17 protein-coding genes and 2 tRNA genes are annotated in these 20,031 nt (G+C 42.1%); 5 read left to right on the top strand and 14 right to left on the bottom strand.

Features of this window, described 5'->3' with window-relative positions; translation table 11 throughout:
* The first annotated feature begins 77 nt into the window (after positions 1–77).
* The 5 genes from B9Y81_RS14695 (at position 78) to B9Y81_RS14675 (ending at position 5,203) form a co-directional block, all read left to right on the top strand.
* The gene (locus B9Y81_RS14695; protein WP_085537649.1) at positions 78–584 is read left to right on the top strand and encodes a hypothetical protein; all 507 of its coding nucleotides are present in this window, start codon (positions 78–80) and stop codon (positions 582–584) included.
* 92 nt (positions 585–676) lie between these two features.
* On the top strand, positions 677–2,920 hold the full coding sequence (locus B9Y81_RS14690; RefSeq protein WP_085537648.1) for a GH92 family glycosyl hydrolase: 2,244 nt from the start codon (positions 677–679) through the stop codon (positions 2,918–2,920).
* A gap of 57 nt (positions 2,921–2,977) precedes the next feature.
* On the top strand, positions 2,978–4,192 hold the full coding sequence (locus tag B9Y81_RS14685) for an aminotransferase class V-fold PLP-dependent enzyme (protein ID WP_085537647.1): 1,215 nt from the start codon (positions 2,978–2,980) through the stop codon (positions 4,190–4,192).
* Positions 4,193–4,202: 10 nt separating this feature from the next.
* Entirely contained in the window at positions 4,203–4,598 is a 396-nt protein-coding gene (locus B9Y81_RS14680; RefSeq protein ID WP_085537646.1) for a VanZ family protein, read from the top strand.
* Positions 4,599–4,603: 5 nt separating this feature from the next.
* Positions 4,604–5,203: a ribonuclease HII gene (locus tag B9Y81_RS14675; RefSeq protein WP_085537645.1), complete on the top strand. Its 600-nt coding sequence runs from the start codon at positions 4,604–4,606 to the stop codon at positions 5,201–5,203.
* 4 nt (positions 5,204–5,207) lie between these two features.
* Here B9Y81_RS14675 and B9Y81_RS14670 read toward each other — a convergent pair whose 3' ends face one another.
* The 14 genes from B9Y81_RS14670 to gmd all read right to left on the bottom strand — a co-directional run bounded on the left by B9Y81_RS14670 (position 5,208) and on the right by gmd (position 20,028).
* Positions 5,208–5,627: a SufE family protein gene (locus tag B9Y81_RS14670; RefSeq protein WP_085537644.1), complete on the bottom strand. Its 420-nt coding sequence runs from the start codon at positions 5,625–5,627 to the stop codon at positions 5,208–5,210.
* A 10-nt stretch (positions 5,628–5,637) separates the two neighbouring features.
* On the bottom strand, positions 5,638–6,621 hold the full coding sequence (locus B9Y81_RS14665; protein WP_085537803.1) for a M28 family peptidase: 984 nt from the start codon (positions 6,619–6,621) through the stop codon (positions 5,638–5,640).
* A gap of 5 nt (positions 6,622–6,626) precedes the next feature.
* A complete protein-coding gene (locus B9Y81_RS14660; protein WP_085537643.1) occupies positions 6,627–8,411 on the bottom strand; it encodes a gamma-glutamyl-gamma-aminobutyrate hydrolase family protein in 1,785 nt (594 codons plus the stop codon).
* A 20-nt stretch (positions 8,412–8,431) separates the two neighbouring features.
* Positions 8,432–10,387 carry a DNA topoisomerase (ATP-hydrolyzing) subunit B gene (gene gyrB / locus B9Y81_RS14655; RefSeq protein WP_085537642.1) on the bottom strand — a complete coding sequence of 652 codons (1,956 nt, stop codon included), beginning with the start codon at positions 10,385–10,387 and terminating at the stop codon, positions 8,432–8,434.
* A gap of 171 nt (positions 10,388–10,558) precedes the next feature.
* A tRNA-Glu gene (locus B9Y81_RS14650) sits at positions 10,559–10,630 on the bottom strand.
* Positions 10,631–10,693: 63 nt separating this feature from the next.
* Positions 10,694–10,948, bottom strand: coding sequence for a 30S ribosomal protein S20 (rpsT, locus tag B9Y81_RS14645; protein WP_085537641.1), 255 nt, complete (start codon positions 10,946–10,948; stop codon positions 10,694–10,696).
* Between the two features lie 44 nt (positions 10,949–10,992).
* Positions 10,993–11,064: transfer RNA gene (locus tag B9Y81_RS14640), tRNA-Glu, on the bottom strand.
* A gap of 185 nt (positions 11,065–11,249) precedes the next feature.
* Positions 11,250–12,530, bottom strand: a complete 1,281-nt coding sequence (gene eno / locus B9Y81_RS14635) for a phosphopyruvate hydratase (RefSeq protein WP_085537640.1) — start codon at positions 12,528–12,530, stop codon at positions 11,250–11,252.
* Between the two features lie 68 nt (positions 12,531–12,598).
* Positions 12,599–13,342 carry a tyrosine-protein phosphatase gene (locus B9Y81_RS14630; RefSeq protein WP_085537639.1) on the bottom strand — a complete coding sequence of 248 codons (744 nt, stop codon included), beginning with the start codon at positions 13,340–13,342 and terminating at the stop codon, positions 12,599–12,601.
* Entirely contained in the window at positions 13,339–15,687 is a 2,349-nt protein-coding gene (locus B9Y81_RS14625; protein ID WP_085537638.1) for a GumC family protein, read from the bottom strand. Before B9Y81_RS14625 ends, B9Y81_RS14630 begins: the two co-directional genes overlap by 4 nt.
* A gap of 10 nt (positions 15,688–15,697) precedes the next feature.
* On the bottom strand, positions 15,698–16,453 hold the full coding sequence (locus B9Y81_RS14620; protein WP_245832472.1) for a polysaccharide biosynthesis/export family protein: 756 nt from the start codon (positions 16,451–16,453) through the stop codon (positions 15,698–15,700).
* Between the two features lie 272 nt (positions 16,454–16,725).
* Entirely contained in the window at positions 16,726–17,667 is a 942-nt protein-coding gene (locus tag B9Y81_RS14615) for an MraY family glycosyltransferase (protein WP_085537802.1), read from the bottom strand.
* Positions 17,668–17,935: 268 nt separating this feature from the next.
* Positions 17,936–18,880, bottom strand: coding sequence for an NAD-dependent epimerase/dehydratase family protein (locus B9Y81_RS14610; protein WP_085537636.1), 945 nt, complete (start codon positions 18,878–18,880; stop codon positions 17,936–17,938).
* Positions 18,877–20,028: a GDP-mannose 4,6-dehydratase gene (gene gmd / locus B9Y81_RS14605; protein WP_085537635.1), complete on the bottom strand. Its 1,152-nt coding sequence runs from the start codon at positions 20,026–20,028 to the stop codon at positions 18,877–18,879. The genes B9Y81_RS14610 and gmd overlap by 4 nt, the downstream gene beginning before the upstream one ends.
* Positions 20,029–20,031 lie beyond the last annotated feature (3 nt).

Here is a 20,031-nt window from a genome sequence, read left to right as displayed (position 1 = left end):
AAGCAGCAGTGAAAAAAAACTTACTCTTTAATGCAACATTTTACCCTCAATTACGTCTTATATATATACAATAGTATATGAAAAGTCGTTTATTCTACATATTGACCATTTTATCGGTTTTATTCACGGCATGCAGTCAGGATGAAACAGATGATCTGTTTGCGAAATACATCACCCCCCAGGCATTAATGTCTGACATAACGATAACGCTGACAGAGCAGACCTCATCGACCGACTCGATACCTGCCGATGAAGAAGGTATTTACCTACATATTGAAACCACAAAAACATACCCGTATGGCAATTATGGAATTCTCAGAAGCACATTTCAGACCGGCGATACATTGTTGATCCGATTGGAAGACATAGTAAAACCCGGCATATCAATTTCGCCTGAAGGTCCGGCCAACACAAGCGTTAAAATCCCTACCCACACAAAACACATAATCTTCCTTCGCGGACCCGAAACCAACAATTTTGATCTGCAAATTGAAGAAGACGCCTTATTACTTCACCCCGTCTTCACCTCATTCTCAGTAACAGATCATATAATCTATCTACGAAACACCGAAACGAATCCCTAAATCTTTTGCATTCACATTTCATTCCTCTATATTTACATTTTGTTAGAAATGTATGCATACAATTCAGACACAATAGGGTTATCAGTATACTTATGAAAAAGCACAATCTCATATTAGCATTACTAATCACGGTTTTTCTTTCCTGTAGTAAACAGAGGTATAATCCTGAAATCTATGTGAATCCGCTTATTGGTACGGATATTCGCGTAGTTGAGGGGAAAGATCATAATTCTACGGAAGAACGGGGACAGATTATGCCGGCGGTAGGTGTACCACATGGTATGACTAACTGGGTTGCACAGACTCAGGAAACTGAACAGAAATGTCATCCTCCATACTATTATTTTCAAGATCGGATTCAGGGATTCAGGGCAAGTCATTGGATGAATGGATCGTGTACGCAAGATTATGGGAGTGTAACGATCATGCCTCTAAGTGGAAAACTAATTACCGACACAAAAGAACGGTCCTCTCGATTCAGTCATGATAGGGAAATCTCCTCCCCCTCCTATTACAGCGTTTTCCTGGAGGATTATAAGATCAACGCTGAACTTGCCGGGCTTTCACGCTCTTCAGTTATGCGCTTTACGTTTGACGGAGAGGGAGATCGCTACATTATTATTGAACCTAACAGCGATGAAGGTCAAGGTTATATTTCAATAGATGTTAAGAAAAAAGAAATCACGGGGTATAATCCTGTTCACCGTATTTATCAGGGCTGGGGAATGGAGACGGGTTTCAGCGGACATTTCATTATTCAACTTGATGATGAGTTTCTTGATTCGGACGTATGGCAAAATGAGTTAAGCACGGGGGCTTGGGTAAAACTTCCTTCCGGTGTTAAAAGCGCGGAGGTGAAAATTGGAACCTCTTTTACAAGTATAGAAAACGCAAGGAAAAATCTTGAAGCTGAAATTGGAAGCAAGTCTTTTGAATATATCAGACAAGAATCTTCTCAAATTTGGAGCGAAACATTAGGCCGAGTAATGGTAAAAGGGGGAACAGAAGAGCAAAAAGTTAAATTCTACACGGCCCTCTACAGCACACATTTTTTACCTCGTACGTTTAGTGATGTAGATGGCTCTTATCCGCGATTTGACACGGGCAAGGAAATTCTGAATACAAACGGCTCTACTTACTATTGCGACTTTTCCCAATGGGATACGTACAGAGCCGTGCATCCTCTTTTTACGATTCTTGATCCGAAACGAAATGGTGATATGGCAAACTCTTTAATTATAAAAGCGGAACAAGGGGGTTGGCTACCGATCTTCCCATCGTGGAATAGCTACACCGCGGCAATGATTGGCGATCACTGCATCGCTATGTTGGGAGATGCTATTATGAAAGACATTCCCGGTTTCGATTACGAAAAGGCATACAAGGCTATGCGCAAGAATGCGTTTGAAGTAAACACCGACTCCGCCAGCTATCGTGATGGCAAAGGTCGTAGAGCATTAGAGTCGTACCTCAAGTATAACTACATTCCACTGGAAGACGAGGTGTTGGATGCTTTTCATAAACGCGAACAGGTTTCCCGCACACTGGAATACGCCTACGATGATTATGTGCTTGCGCAGGTAGCCAAGAAACTTGGGAAACAAGAGGATTATCAAGTGCTTGTTAAACGTGCGCAAAACTATCGCAATGTGATTGATCCTGAAACAGGATATGCACGGGGACGAAACGCAAATGGTAGCTGGATAGAAGATTTTGATCCGAATAAGTTTGTCTCCTACATTTGTGAAGGAACGCCTTACCATTACACTTGGTATGTTCCACAAGACGTGGCGGGTCTGATTAAGCAAATGGGCGGCAAAGATCATTTTATCAACAGGTTAGATACATTTTTTGAGGGAAAATATTATTGGCACGGTAATGAACCGGGACACCACATTTCCTACCTGTATGCTTACGCCGGCGAACCTTGGAAAACACAGCAATGGGTGCATAACATTATCAACACCGAGTATTTCACAACACCGGACGGACACTGCGGTAATGAAGATGCCGGACAAATGTCTGCTTGGTTAGTGTTTACAATGATGGGCTTTTATCCCGTTTGCCCGGGAATGCCTCTTTACGTGATTGGCAGTCCCACGTTTGCAGAAAGTACAATTACACTGGAAAACGGAAAAACATTTACAATTGAAGCTAAAGGCGCCTCGGATAAGAATATCTATATCCAATCCGCCCGTTTAAATGGCAAAGATTACAATAAAAGCTACATTCTTCATGAAGACATCATGAAGGGCGGAGTGCTTTCGTTTATCATGGGAGACACCCCGAACAAATTATGGGCAACAAGTCCTGAATCGATTCCACCGTCACTGTAAAGAAAAATGCCTTAAACATCGTATCTTTGTTTTTGTTATATAAAAAAGAAAGATACGATGTTTGATATAGATACTATCCGTAAGGATTTTCCCATTCTTGAAGAGACAATATACGGCAAGCCCTTAGTTTATTTGGACAATGGTGCTACAACTCAGAAGCCAAAAAGAGTTGTTGAAAAGATTGAGCAAGGCTACTATACGTTGAACGCTAATATTCATCGTGGTGTTCATTACCTCAGCCAAAAAGCAACGGAAGCACACGAAGAAGCAAGAAAAACGGCACAATCGTTTTTAAATGCAAAATCATCCAATGAAATCATCTTTACACGAGGAACAACAGAGGCTATCAATCTGATCGCATCCTCGTTTTCGGAAGAGTTCATGGAAGCGGGTGATGAGGTAATCGTATCCGCGATGGAGCATCATTCCAACATTGTGCCCTGGCAGATACAAGCTGCTCGAAAGGGGATTTCCTTAAAAGTGATACCAATCACTGAAAAGGGCGAATTATGCATGGATAGCTACAAGAGCTTATTCAGCGAGAAAACGAAATTAGTTTCCGTCACTCATGTATCTAATGTTCTGGGCACCGTAAATCCTGTAACAGAAATTATCGAAGAGGCTCACAAGCGCGGTGTACCGGTTTTATTGGATGGCGCGCAAGCCGTTCCTCATATAAAAGTGGATGTACAGGCTTTAGATGTGGATTTTTACGTTTTCTCCGGACATAAAATATATGCGCCCACCGGCATAGGTATTCTCTATGGAAAGGAAGAATGGCTGGAAAAGCTACCTCCGTATCAGGGTGGTGGCGAAATGATCGCTTCTGTCTCTTTCGAAAAAACAGTTTTCAACGAATTACCCTTCAAGTTTGAAGCCGGAACCCCGGATTACATCGGAAGTACCGCCCTTGCCGAAGCACTTAATTATGTTACAAACATAGGCATTGATAACATTTCAGCTTATGAAGATGAATTACTTCGTTACGCTACGGAAAGGCTAAAAGCCATTGAAGGCATGCGCATTTTCGGAGAAGCTAAGCATAAAAGTTGCGTTATTTCGTTTCTTGTCGGGAATATCCATCATTACGATATGGGTATGTTATTAGATCGGCTCGGTATTGCTGTCAGAACCGGACATCACTGTGCTGAACCGCTTATGCGCGAGTTAGGAATAGAGGGAACTGTAAGAGCTTCTTTCGCTCTATACAATACGAAAAAGGAAATTGACACGTTAATAGAAGGTATAGAGAGAGTTCGTAAAATGTTTTAAACGTGTATCAATGTTCTATTATCTCAAAAAATATCCTTTTTCATTATTTATTATCGTAACGGTAATTTATTTGTCGTTCTTCAAGCCCCCGTCAATCAACATACCGCCGATTGCCTATTTCGATAAAATTGTCCATTTCTGCATGTATGGGGGCTTATCAGGTATGTTGTGGCTCGAATTCCTTCGCAATCACAGATTCAATGATTCACCCAAACTGATTCATGCCTGGATCGGAGCTGTTTTTTGTCCGATCCTCTTAAGTGGGGGAATTGAAATAGGACAGGAATACCTCACTTCCTATCGCGGAGGTGAATGGCTGGATTTCCTGGCAAACACTTGCGGTGTTATTATCGCTACTTTGATCGCTTATTTTCTACTACGCCCCAGAATCTTAAAGAAGCAATAGTATTTATGTTATTACCTTATCTTTCAAAAGGAGTAATTGAAGCCGGATGTGATGAAGCCGGAAGAGGATGTTTAGCCGGAGCAGTCTTTGCGGCAGCCGTTATTCTACCTCCGGATTTCAGTAATGAATTGCTAAATGACAGCAAACAGTTAAGCGAAAAAAAACGATATGAGCTTCGCCCTATTATAGAGAGAGAAGCACTAAGTTGGGCAATAGGTATTGTCAGTCCTGAAGAAATCGATAAGATCAACATCCTTAGAGCCTCCTTCCTTGCCATGCATAGAGCAATAGATCAACTATCTATCCGCCCTGAACACCTTCTGATAGATGGAAATCGTTTTACTCCATATCCTGAAATTGCACATAGCACCATTATAAAAGGCGATGGTAAATACCTGAGCATTGCCGCCGCATCTGTCTTAGCAAAAACATACCGCGACGATTATATGATGGAATTAGACACCAAGCATCCCGGTTATCACTGGAAAGAAAACAAGGGCTATCCTACAAAGGCTCATCGGGAAGCTATCCGCAACATTGGTATTACCTCCTATCATAGAAAAACCTTTACTTTATTGCCCGAACAGTTGAGCTTTGACTTCTGATCAATCACCCTTTTGCCTGAAAAGCAAGTGCATACATGCGCATTTGCTTTACCATTGCGACTAATCCATTTGATCTCGTCGGCGAAAGATGCTCTTTTAAACCTATCTTTTCAATGAAATATAGCTCCGAATCAAGAATTTCTTTCGGAGTATGTCCGGAATAGATGCCAATCAATAAAGACACGATTCCCTTCACAATCACTGCATCGCTTTCTCCCTGAAACGTAATGATGCCGTTTGCGTAATCAGCATGTAACCACACACGGCTTTGACATCCTTCGATCAGGTTATTTTCTGTTTTAAATTTTTCGTCTAATTCCGGAAGAGAATTCCCAAGATCAATGAGTAAGGCATATTTATCCATCCAGTCATCAAATACGGAAAACTCTTCGATAATGTTATCTTGTAGTTCGTTAATTGTCATTCTCAGTGCTTTAATTATATATAATTTCAAGCACAGTCTGCCCAACAGCTTTTAGGGTAGCTGTACTGATATTATCAATTGTATCATCCATTGTATGCCAGTAATCACCAAATCCATTTCGGTTCGGATCATAATTTATGATATCGACACAAGGAATATTCCTTCCGGCTATCACATATTCGTGATCATCTACCACTCCGCCTCCTCTGGCATTAATAAAGAATCTTCCATAACCTAAATCCTTGGCTGTTTGCCATATCTTTTCCACAACCGGTGCAGCATATTTGAGCGAGGTTAGTTCTTTATAAAACTGCGCATCTTTATGTCCAACCATATCCAACAAAATACCATATTCTGCTTTATAGTTAGGAACGTGGGGGTTTTTCGCCCAAAACTGTGATCCTAAACACCAAGTATGGTCCTTCCGTTCCACTTCGCCGGTGTGCGTACCATAGTCTTCCGCGTCAAAGAAAATGAGATCTATCCCTATCGCCGGACTTTTTTGTTGTAGCTGGCGTGCTATTTCCAATAACACACCTATACCACTGGCTCCATCGTCAGCACCGTCTATCGGGGTATAATGATTTGCTTTATCCGGATCACTGTCGGCAAAAGGTCTGCTGTCCCAATGCGCGAACAGAAGTACCCTTTTAGTAGCCTCCGGGTTGTATGCACCTATTATATTCTTAGACTCCAGCATTTCGCCGTTATAGGCTTCCAGCAAAGCCTCCTGAATGAACACATTGGCTCCGAAACGTTTCAATTCGGATTCCAGATAGAGCGCACAATCTTTATGTGCTTTTGTATTTGGCACACGCGGTCCAAAACTAACTTGATTTGCTACATACTGATACGCACTGTCAGCGTTAAAGTCAGGCGTATTGTTTGTCACGGATTGTTCTTCCTTCATTGCAGTTGAACTATTCTCAACATTCTGTCTTTGTCCGCATGACGTAAACAAGAAAGCAATAAGTAATAATCCTATTTTCGACATAATCTTCATGAATTATTCCGGGTATATGCTTGTGCTTCGGTCATAACCCGCAGCAAGTTTCCACCCCATATTTTTTGTATATCTATCTCGTCATACCCTTTTTGCATAAGACGAACAGTTATATTTATCAGTTCATTTGATGACCGACATCCAATCAGTTCGCCATCACCATCAAAATCTGAGCCAATACCGACAAAATCTATGCCAACCAGATTCGCTATGTAATCAATATGGTTAATGGCGTCTGTCAAAGAAGCCTTATCTTCCTCTTTGTTTATAAAGCCGGCATACAGACAGACCTGTACTACACCGTGCTTACCGGCAATCGCTTTAATCTGTTCGTCTGTCAGATTTCGTGGATGATCACAAAGCGTTCTTACAGAAGAATGTGACGCAATGACAGGAACTTTACTTTGTTCCAACACATCATAGAAAGTACGTTCAGCCGCATGAGACAGATCAATCATTATTCCCAAACGATTCATTTCAGCCACCACTTGTTTACCAAACGGACTTAAACCATTCCATTCCGCGTCACCACGGGCAGAGTCACAGATATCATTTGCTCCATTGTGACATAGCGTGATATAAGAAACCCCCATATCTTTAAACAACTGCAGGTTGTTCAGTTCCTTTCCTATCGCGTATCCATTTTCCACACCCAGACAAATCGCTCTTTTTCCTTCACCTTTTAATCGGTATATATCTGCAGGAGTATAGGCAATTCCCATTCGGGAAGAATTTATACGTTCTTGTCTTTTTACTTCATTCAGGCGCTCTATCGCATAAGCAGTCGCCTGTTTTAAGGAAGCATCGTCACGTTTACCCTGAGGGATATAAGCCACCATAAACGTCGCGTCAATCATTCCTTCTTCCATGAACGGAAGATTTACTTTTCCTCCCTCCTTCTTTCCCAGATCAAAAGAGCCCGGGAATATCATGGGGGTATCCGTATGCGAATCTATGGTGACAATTTGTCGGTGAATGTCTTTTGCCATTGCAAATCCACGCGCTTTGTCCACAAAATAATAAAACAGTCGAAGCATGTCTTTATTATCTGCTGCCGCCATGGCTTCCGGATGCCATTGCACACCGTATATTTGTTTTTCAACGTGAGCTATACCTTCATTTATTCCATCGCCTGCTTCCGCTACAGAAACAAATTCAGGAGCTACGTCTTTAACGGCCTGATGATGAAAAGAATTTACATACAAGCTATCCTTCTCTTTGAATATCTCTTTAAGAAAATGGTTTCCGTCCGCTATACGAACAGTGTGAGAAGCAAACTCGCGTGGTGTCTGCTGACTGTGCTGATACAACGCCCGGTCATGCTGAACATAAATATCTTGATAAATCGTTCCGCCGAAAGCGATATTTATTAGCTGGTGCCCCCGACAGATACCAAGTATTGGAATCTGGCGATTAACAGCCAACCTTACTAACATCAGGTCGTATTCATCCCTGATCTGATCACCTTCCCCCAATTGTGGAATCGGTTCCTCTCCGACAAAGAGCGGATTAAAGTCGCCGCCGCCACTAAACAACAAGCCATCCAGACTTGATACAATTGCAGATAGCGCGTCGATATCTGTCATTACCGGAATCAGAACAGGAGTTCCTCCCGCTTTCAGAACGGAGTGGATATAGGTTTCCGCGATACAAGAAAGACCGTCTTTCCGATTTGCAGACAAACCAATTTTAGGAGATCCCGGACTATTTGTCTGTGGTATAAAATGATCAACCTCCTGAATCAGGTCTTTTAAATTCGGATGACGGACTTTCGTGTTCATCAGATTTATATTTGTTATTCTTAAGCGTCTATCTTCGCATAGGTTGCGTTTTCTTCAATGAATTCACGACGAGGACCTACTTCTTCACCCATCAACATGGAAAATATCTGGTCTGCCTCTGCCGCGTTATCGATTGTAATTTGCTTGAGTGTCCGGTTTTCCGGATTCATAGTCGTATCCCACAACTGATGATCGTTCATTTCCCCAAGACCTTTATAACGTTGCGTATGTATCTGCGATTCATTTCCTCCGGCAACACGGTCAATAAACATCTGTCGTTGCTGTTCTGTCCAGCAATACTCTTCCGCTTTACCCTTTTTACAAAGATATAACGGCGGAGTAGCCAAGTACACATAACCATTTTCAATCAATGCACGCATACGGCGGAAGAAGAACGTAAGAATCAACGTCGCGATATGGCTTCCGTCCACGTCGGCATCGGTCATGATTATTACCTTATGATAACGCAGTTTACTCAAATTCAATTCCTTCGGATCCTCTTCCGTTCCAATGGTTACGCCCATCGCCCGGAAAATATTCTGGATTTCCTCACTTTCGAAAATCTTATGATCCATCGCTTTCTCCACATTCAGAATCTTACCACGCAAAGGCAGGATGGCCTGAAAATTACGGTCGCGACCTTGTTTCGCTGTACCACCGGCCGAATCCCCTTCGACTAAGAACAGTTCACAAATCGCAGCATCTCTGGAAGAACAGTCTGCCAGTTTTCCGGGCAACCCACCTCCCGTAAGCGGAGATTTGCGCTGCACCAGTTCACGGGCTTTACGAGCGGCCTGTCTTGCCTGAGCAGCCAGTATAACCTTATCAACGATGATTTTCGCTTCTTTAGGATGCTCTTCCAGGTAGTAACCCAAAGCTTCGCCAATCGCCTGATCAACCGCTCCGGTCACTTCCGAGTTCCCTAATTTTGTTTTTGTTTGTCCCTCAAATTGAGGTTCAGCCACTTTGATGGAGATCACAGCGGTAAGACCTTCACGGAAGTCATCTCCCTGAATTTCCACTTTCGCCTTTTCAAGCAATTTAGAATCTTCCGCGTATTTCTTCAACGTACGGGTCAATCCACGACGGAAACCGGCCAAATGCGTTCCCCCTTCAATTGTGTTGATATCATTAACATAAGAGAATACACTCTCGTTATAAGATGTATTGTAAGTCAAAGCTACCTCCACCGGGATATTCTGCTTTTCGGTTACGATGTGAATCACATCAGGAATTAGTTTTTCCTTGGCTCTGTCTATATAACGAACAAACTCTTTCAGCCCTTCTTCAGAACGGAACAGTTCCGTTTTAAAATTACCGTCGTCTTTCTTAACGCGCTTATCAGTCAGGTGCAGGGTAATCCCGGCATTCAAGAAAGCCAGTTCGCGTAAACGAGCGGCTAATATATCGTATTTATATTCTAAAACAGCAAATATGGTATTATCCGGTGTAAAGCTGACAGTCGTTCCGGTTTTATCCGTATCTCCGACAACCTCAACATCATGAAGCGGCTTTCCACAGGAGAACTCCTGCATGTGAATCTTACCTCCGCGATGTACCTCAGCTTTCAGATAAGAAGAGAGCGCGTTCACACAAGACACACCCACCCCGTGCAGACCGCCGGATACCTTATAACTGCCTTTGTCAAATTTTCCGCCGGCATGAAGCACCGTCAGAACCACTTCCAAGGCAGACCGTCCTTCTTTCTCATGGATATCCACCGGAATACCACGTCCGTCATCCGATACAATGATAGAATTATCCTCGGTGATCGTCACGTGGATATTTGAACAAAAACCGGCCAGCGCTTCGTCTATAGAGTTATCTACAACCTCATACACTAAATGATGAAGTCCTTTTTCACTTATATCGCCAATATACATGGCAGGTCTCTTGCGAACCGCTTCTAATCCTTCAAGCACCTGAATACTATCCGCCGAATAGTCTCCGGACATATTCTTCAATTCTTCGCTCATGAGTTTATCTGATTTTAAACCTGTAATTACCTTATTCTTAAAAATCCTAACAAATATAGTAAAAAAAATTGACTTTGCCGGTATCGCGTTTCGAGAAACACACAGGCAAATTAGCCAAAAAAAGCACAAATAAAAAAAGGGCTAAACTTATCAAGTCTAACCCAAACACTGTAGCCCATAGGGGAGTCGAACCCCTCTTTCAAGAATGAAAATCTTGCGTCCTAACCGATAGACGAATGGGCCAAATTTGCATTAAAAAGCCGGGCTTAATTGGGTCCGGCTACACTCAGTACCTTAATCCTTTACTTACGCAAGACGATTTACGTGCTTCGCTAATTTTGATTTCAGGTTACCGGCCTTATTCTTGTGAATAATATTTTTCTTAGCCAGCTTATCCAACATAGCAGACACTTTTGGATACAATGCTCTTGCAGCTTCTTTATCTTCAGTCGCACGCAAAACTTTCACCGCGTTTCTCGCAGTCTTCGCATAATATCTATTGTGTAGACGACGAGTATTGGTCTGTCTGATTCTTTTGATTGATGATTGATGATTTGCCATTTTTCAGCTATCCTCTTTTTAAATTCTTTAATTTTATTTTATTGTAGCCCATAGGGGAGTCGAACCCCTCTTTCAAGAATGAAAATCTTGCGTCCTAACCGATAGACGAATGGGCCATCATGTTTTAAAAAGTCCGCTCTATTGCGAACCGGCGCACCGGATTTCCGATTGCGAGTGCAAAGATAGACGATCTATCCGAATATCCAAAACATTTCACAAAAAAAACACCGCGTACAGTTAAAATAAAAGTAAAGCAGCTGCACCTTCCGACGCAGCTGCCTTTCATCTTCTAAAAGATGTTTTATTTTACTCTTTTATAACCATAAACGGCCAGGTCGCCCAATTCTTCTTCGATACGAAGCAATTGGTTGTATTTAGCCATACGGTCAGAACGGCTCAAAGAACCGGTCTTAATCTGTCCTGAGTTTGTAGCTACAGCGATATCAGCGATTGTAGCATCTTCAGTTTCACCTGAACGGTGAGAAGTTACTGAAGTAAAGCCATGACGGTGTGCCATTTCGATCGCGTCAAGTGTTTCACTCAATGTACCGATTTGATTTACCTTGATCAGGATTGAGTTTCCACAACCCAATTCAATTCCTTTTTTCAGGTATTCTACGTTAGTAACAAACAAGTCGTCACCTACCAACTGACATTTGCTGCCAATCTTATCCGTAAGCACTTTCCAGCCATCCCAGTCGCCTTCGTCCATACCGTCTTCGATTGAATCAATTGGGTATTTGCTTACTAATTCAGCAAGGAATTCAGCTTGTTCGGCAGAAGAACGTTTTACGCCTGTTGCGCCTTCAAATTTAGAATAGTCGTAAACACCGTCTTTGTAAAATTCTGAAGCAGCACAGTCTAATGCGATAGTAACGTCTTTACCTGGTTTGTAACCGGCCAGTTCAACAGCTTTCAGGATAGATTCCAAAGCGTCTTCTGTTCCGTTCAATGTTGGAGCGAAACCACCTTCGTCACCTACTGCAGTGCTCAGGTTTCTGTCGTGAAGTACTTTCTTCAATGAATGGAACACTTCAGCACCCATTCTCAAACCTTCGCGGAATGAAGGTGCGCCAACCGGACGGATCATAAATTCCTGGAACGCGATAGGAGCATCCGAGTGAGAACCACCATTGATAATATTCATCATAGGAACCGGCAATACGAATGTATTTGTTCCACCGATATATCTGTATAGAGGTTGATCTAAATAAGCAGCAGCAGCTTTTGCCACAGCTAAAGAAACACCTAAAATAGCGTTCGCGCCTAATTTTGATTTTGTTTTTGTTCCGTCAAGGGCAATCATTTTGTGGTCGATCGCGCGTTGTTCCAACGCACTCACACCGATCAATGCAGGAGCAATCACGTCGTTAATGTTAGCAACGGCTTTTTGTACACCTTTACCTAAATAACGTCCTTTATCTCCGTCACGTAATTCAATAGCTTCATTTTCTCCAGTTGAGGCTCCGGATGGTACAGCTGCACGTCCGATAACTCCTGATGCCAAAGTCACATCGACTTCTACCGTTGGGTTACCACGTGAATCCAACACTTCTCTACCTGTTACTTTTACAATTTCCATACTTTTAAGCTTTTATTTTAGTGTTACATTTACTAAATGCCCACAAAGATAAAAATAATTTCTCTTTATCACCACAACAAATCATTTTGTCGGATAAGGTCTTGCAGCAAATTTTGTTCTTTTAAGGTTAGTTTAATACGATTCACATGGTGCATAAATACATTCAGCCGATGGATATCGGATCCTACGAAATCATACATCCCATTCTGCAGTAAGAACCAGGCCACATCTTGCGCCCGACGGCCGTATTGTCCGGAAAGAGACATCAGATTCAGTTGATATTTACACCCCTTCGCTTTAAGCTCGCTGTATTGCGCTTTATCCATAAACAGATAACGTTCCGGATGCGCGAGCAAGGGCACGTATTCTTTTAGCTGCAGGTCATAAATAACATTGATAAGCTCGGGAGAAGGCGACAGATAAGACATTTCAATCAATACATGCCTGCCTCCCAAGGTAAGCAAGCCTTCTTCCTGCTGAGCATAAAAACCAACATCCAACATATATTCAGCAGCCAGCCGCAGCTCAATTCCCGCAGGGGCCTCTTTTTGAAAACCGGCAAACCGTTCCTGTAAAAATCCGGGACGGTTTTTGGGTATGTCCGCCATAATATGCGGGGTGAAATAAATACGCTTCACACCATGCTCTACCATCGTGCTCAGCGCCTGAACCGTTTCTTCAACCGTCTGAAAACCATCATCCACCCCCGGTAAATAGTGGGAGTGGATGTCTGTTAAGCCGTTCAAAAAGCCGGCCTCTACAAATGATTTCTTCGGTGAAAAACGATCAAAGAATGCATTCTTCTTTTTCATTTTTTCTTTTCGTCATTGCCATAGCCATAACCGTAACCATAGCCATAACCGTAGCCGTAACCACCTTTCTTATAATCAACGCCGTTTAACAAAACAGCCATGTTATTAAATCGTTCATTTCTGTACATCTGCTCCAGATCGGGCAGCATACGCCGAGGATACTTCCCTACGCGAACCAGATAAATCGTCATATCCACCACACGATTAATAATAAATGAATCCGCCACCTGTAGGGAAGGCACATTATCTAATATCACATAATCATAATGTTCACGTAGGTACGCGATCATAGAATCCAAACGTTCACTGAGTAGTAACTCCGCCGGATTAGGTGGAACCGGACCAACAGAGATCATATCCAGATTCTCATCTAATCCACTTGGTGCTATAATATCCTCCACCTTATTTACTTGTTCGGACAGATAAGAAGTAACCCCTTTTGCCGATTGATGCACACGCTCGCTCATCGTTCCTTTACGAATATCCAAATCCACCAGGATAACCTTTTTACCCGTTAGGGCAAGACTCATTCCTAAGTTGATAGCCACAAATGTCTTTCCTGATCCCGGGAATGCAGATGTAACGGTCAGCACCTTCATGTCTTTTTTCTTTACCCGCATAAATTCCATATTCGTACGCACAATACGGAATGCTTCGGATACGGCGTCACGCCCATTTTTGTGTACTAAAATTTCGCCATTCGTTTTCTTATCGCGCAAAGGTATTTCTCCTAAGAAAGGCATAGTCACTACGTCTTGCACATCCTTGCGGTTGCGGATCGATTGGTTGAGTGTTTCTTTCAGCCAAAGGATCATCGCCGGTATCAAACAGCCGATCATTAATCCGGCTAATAAGATGATCATCGATCGGGGAGCCACCGGCTTATCACTTCCCGTTGCCGGGTCGATAATACGGGCATTGCTTTCCGTAATGGCCTGTGTCAAGGCGTTCTCTTCGCGTTTATTCAACAGGTAGAGGTACAATTCTTCTTTGATCTTTTGCTGGCGTTCTACCGAAAGCACATATTTTTGTTGTGAAGGCACGGCTGTAATACGTTTCACTGTCTGAACTTCCCGTTCCTTCGTATTGCGAATCTGAATGTTCAACCCTACAATCAGGTTGTCTACCGCACGGATGATCGTTTGCTTCATCGCATTTAGGGAATTGTTCAGATCCATCACCACCGGGTTCCGATCACTACTATTGCTGATCAGTTTATTTCGCCTGAGCAATAATTCATTGTATTCACTGATCTGGCTCTCCACATTTACATCAGAAACTCCTGTATTCGAAGGAATAAGGTCAGCGTTCTTCGACGGGTCCATCAGGTATTCCCGGATAAACCGCGCGAGGGTGATCTGATTCTCTAAGCTGAGTGCTTCTTTACTGTAAGAACTGCTTTCCTGCAGGTACATGCCTGTTTCGGAATGGATGTCGGTCAACTGGTTCTCACGTTTAAAGGCTTCGATATCCGAATCCACCGAACCCAGTTCTTTTTCAATAATGATCAAGCGTTCATTGATAAACTCCGACGTGTTTACCGCAATCTGGTTCTTATCGTTAATGGCGTCTTCGTTGTAAATGGCAATCAGCGTATTCAGCAAGTCTTCCGCACGCGGAATGGATTCATCTACAATACTCAGGTTTATGATTGTGGACAGCTTATTGGCTAAGGCCACCTGCAATCTCTTTTGATAGGTCAGTGCCAGTTCGGCTACCTCCGCTTTGCTCACTTCTATTTTCCGGTCTATATAGCCTTCTCCATAATATAAGGTAGGAACGACTGTTAATCGTCCCACAGGCGTTTCCACCGTATCCCGCAATGCTACGATCATGTCATCGCCTTCTTCCGTAAATTCGGATAAAAGAACTTCGGTTTCCGTCAAAGGGGTTATACTCAGTCCTAACTCATTGGGATGATCGGCATCGGCAAATTGTATCGCTACGGGAGATTGGGTGTAAAGTTCTACTTTCTTTAAACCTTCGCGTATCTTATAACTCTTGTCTAATTTCAAACGGACCACTACGTCGTGCATCAAGCGTTTAGATTGAAACACCAGCATTTCGTTATCTACACTACTCTTAATGTTAAACATGCTGAAGTCCTGAAACATTGCCGCCTCGCCCATTGGCGCACCTCCTTTCGAGTTGTCTTTAATCAGCACCGTTGCCGAACGGCTATACTCTTTGGGGGTTGCACGGATATACAAAAACGCGAGCCCCACACATACAAGAACAGATAAAGCAAACCATTTCCAGTTCACCACCAACACATTCAACAGATCGTTTAAGTCTATCTCCTGCTCTTCTGCCGAAGACTTAAAATTATTGTTTTGCTCCACAATTAAAAAAGGATTATTTTCTGGATACTATAATGATACTTACAATAGAAGTCAGCACGGATAAGGCAGACAGCCATACGCCAACCGAGTTGTTCTGGTTAATCTCGCTTTGCCCTATTTTCGCTCTGTTCGGCTCTACATAAACAATATCGTTTTGTTGGAGATAATAGCAGGGCGAACGAAACACATCGGCAGATCTCAGGTCGTGATACAAGATGGTGCGCTTTCCATCCACTTCACGGATCACAGCCACGCGGTCACGCTTTCCATAAATGGTGAGGTCGCCGGCCATACTTAACGCTTCCAATAAGGTAACCCGGTCACTCGTTATCGAAAAACTACCCGGGCGTGCCACTTCTCCCATAACCGAAATTTTGAAGTTCAGCATCTGCACCGTTACAATCGGGTCTTTAATCAGATCTTCATCGATCAGTTTCTTCCGGATCAGCTCCGTCAGCTGCAAGCGGCTCAGTCCGTCCACCTTTATCTTTCCCAAAATAGGAAAGTCTATTTTTCCTTCACTGTCTACCAAGTAACCCAACACACGCTGCTGACCAGCCGCTCCCATATTCGTTCCTAACTGATACGTTACCATGGGCATATTAAACGGAAGCGCCAGTTCCGGATCTTTACTGTTGACCATGATGGACAACAAATCATCTTTATGGATATGCACTTCATAAATTTCAGCTATATCTTGTTGCTTATATTGCGCTACATCCTGCAGATACAACACCTTTTCCGGAGAAGCACAACTCCCGGCCAACATAATCAGTCCACCTAAAAGCAAAGCGGCAAAAAAACGGGAAACAAGGATTTTCCCCGTCGCAAAACGGCATTCAACTTCCATAATCAAATAATCTCATTTATAAATCAAACTATAATCGCGTTAAAATAAAGTGATCCTCAACCACAAAAATAACATTTTATTCGTTCTCTTTCCTATTAATATCTGCTTAAAACGTTAAAAAATCACTTACTTATCAATAAACATTTTCACCACCCACTTAGTTTGGTTGGCAGGGGTATTTTTTACTTATTCTACCGTTTGTAGAAATTCCATTTTATTAAAACATAAACAACTGAAAGTATTCCAATAATAAATATAGAATAAACCAGATGCCGGTCATTCAAATAAATCAGTCCGACAGCTATCAACAGTTGTAAAATCGAATATGCACCCGACACAACCACATGCTTAACCTTCAACTCATTTGCTAAAAGCTGATAGACATGTTTTCGATGGGGTTGAAAGATATTTTCCTTTAACAGTAAACGATGAAGTATTGTCAGTATACTGTCCACACCATAAACAGCTAACAACAAAATATAAGCAAAGTCTCCTGACAGCAAAATCAGTTTTCCGATGGCGAACACCAATATAAAAGCAATGGATACTGCCCCCACATCCCCGGCAAAACATTTAGCCTTAGTCCGGAAGTTAAACAGGTTAAACACCAACACCGCAAGAAAAGCCACATACAAAAACGCATGATCAATAAATGTCACTTCCATCCGGTTGATGTAGATAAGCGACAACAAAACTACCAGACTATACCCTCCGGTAATTCCGTTTATCCCGTCCATAAAATTATACGCGTTAATAATTCCGGTACAGAAGATTAATGCAACAAGTATATACCAGAGTGGAACGCCCGAAAAAAGTCCGAGTTCATAAAACAGCAGTAACATGGCTATAATATGAGTTCCCAAACGTATCCTGTTCGGAACAGAGCGAACATCATCCGCGAAGCTAATTACGGTAATCAATGTCAACCCGATGAAAAACCAGGGATAACTGAAATCAAAAAAAAGAAAATAAAGCAGTATGCCAAAATAGAATACCACACCACCGCCCCGTAAGGTTATCCGGGTATGCGAACTTCGTTCATTCGGCTTATCTATAATGTTATACTTGTTCGCTACCTTAAAATACAATAACTCCAAGACTAGCAATAATGCCAGAATAATCAAATAACTAATCATTAATATCAAGTGTTAAAATCATAAAAGACATTCAGTTACCCTAACTAACAAGAGAGTGTCCGGCAAGTTTATTTGTTGATCGTTTTGTCATCCTGAGCTTGTCGAAGGATCTCTACAGAGCACTAAAAAAGATCCTTCAACAAGCTCAGGATGACAAGCAACATTTCTCGGCATGTGTAACAGACTTATGGGACACCCTCTTACAAAGACCATGCAACCCTAATATTTTATCTCCAACGCTCGGCGTAGTCTCCAGACTACGTCGCTACGTAGCCCTATCACCAAATGACCGTATCGTCTTAATCAACCCATCGTGTGCAGATACGGGTAATTCCTCAACGCCAATAGCTTGTTTTATCTTTAAATTACTGACCACATAATTCTCCGTCAACTTATTCAACCGAAATGTATTCAAAGGAAGATGAAGTACATCTCCACATTTAGCAGCAAACTCAACGAATCCTTTTGGCAAATTATAAACACGTTCTTTCTTTCCGAGCACCCGGCAGATAATGCGAATCAGCTCCTTTGTCGAGAGTGGTTTATCATCTGCTATATGATAAACACCCGAAGGAATTTCCGATTCCATGACCTTGTTTATAATAAAGGATAAATTGTCAATTGAAGTAAATGAACGTCTGTTATCGAACGCACCGAGTGGATACGGAATACCTTTATTAATTACAGCGTAGAGTAAATTAAGATTCCCCTTATTACCCGGTCCGTGTATCATACAGGGACGAAAAATATAAACTCCCTTACCCTTTCCATCTTTCGACAGTATATACTCTTCCGCCCTGATTTTACTTTCTCCATAAGGACCAACAGGAGCCGGAATAACATCTTCGGTCAATATATCAGTAGTTACACTATCAGCCGCAGCCTTAACCGAGCTAAAAAAGATAAATTGCTTTGCTTTTGAAGCTAAGAATGAATCAAATATTTTTTGAGTCAGACCGGTATTCACATCAAAATACACCTGTGCCTCATTCATGTTTTTTGTGTCGTGCGCCTTTCCGGCCAAATGAATTACAGCCTGTATTTCTTCCCATGGAATAGAATCAAATTGCTTCCATGAAAAAAAACGAGCATAAAGACCGGGACTTCGATCTTCTACATCTAATGCCCAAAGTGTATATCGCCCTTTAAGATAAGCGGCAAGGTTTGAGCCAACAAAGCCATAGGCCCCTGTAATTAGGATTGTTTTCATTCAAAATAATTCAAAATCTGATATCCTGCCTCTTTGAGGTAGGTTTCTTTCTTCATCAGTTTCAAGTCACTTTGGAGCATATCCTGAACTAAGGCAGAAAGGTCATACTCAGGCTTCCATCCTAATTGTTTACGGGCTTTGGAAGCATCCCCAATTAACAATTCGACCTCCGTTGGTCGAAAATATCGAGGATCTACACCCACAACCGACTCTCCTATTCTTTCTCTGAATGCGTTCAAGTATTCAGCACCTACCTTTTGAGAGAATATGATCTCATCAACCGCTTTTATAATACCTTTTTCAGCTAATCCTTCCTTTTCAAACAGCACTTCAATACCAATTTCATTAAAAGTCATTCGAATAAAATCACGAATAGAAGTGGTGATACCCGTTGCAATGACATAATCATCCGGTTGTTCCTGTTGAAGGATCAAATACATTGCTTTAACATAATCCTTAGCATGCCCCCAATCACGTTTACTGGACAAGTTCCCCATAAACAACTCTTTCTGTATACCCAACGCAATACGAGATACCGCACGGGTTACTTTGCGGGTCACAAATGTTTCTCCGCGAAGAGGTGACTCATGATTAAATAATATGCCGTTGCTTGCGTGCATACCATACGCTTCTCGATAATTTACGGTAATCCAGTATGCATATAGCTTTGCTACTGCATACGGACTACGAGGATAGAAAGGAGTAGATTCTTTTTGAGGAACTTCTTGCACTAATCCGTACAGTTCCGAAGTAGAAGCCTGATAGATACGGGTTTTTTTTGTCAGATTCAGCAAACGAATAGCCTCCAAGATTCTCAGCGTTCCGACACCATCCGCATTTGCTGTATATTCAGGCGTATCAAAACTCACTTTTACATGACTCATAGCTGCCAGATTATAGATTTCATCCGGTTGCACTTCTCCAATAATACGGGTAAGATTCATCGAGTCCGTCAAATCGCCATAATGCAAAACCAAATTCCGATCTTTTTCGTGGGGATCCTGATACAAATGATCAATACGTTCGGTATTAAATAGAGATGATCTCCGTTTCAAACCATGAACCACATAACCCTTTTTTATTAAAAACTCAGTTAAATAGGCTCCATCTTGTCCGGTCACTCCGGTTATTAATGCAATTTTTGACATAAT

Source organism: Massilibacteroides vaginae, from assembly GCF_900178525.1.
Classification (GTDB): Bacteria; Bacteroidota; Bacteroidia; order Bacteroidales; family Tannerellaceae; genus Massilibacteroides; species Massilibacteroides vaginae.
This window is presented reverse-complemented; position numbering and strand designations above follow the sequence as displayed.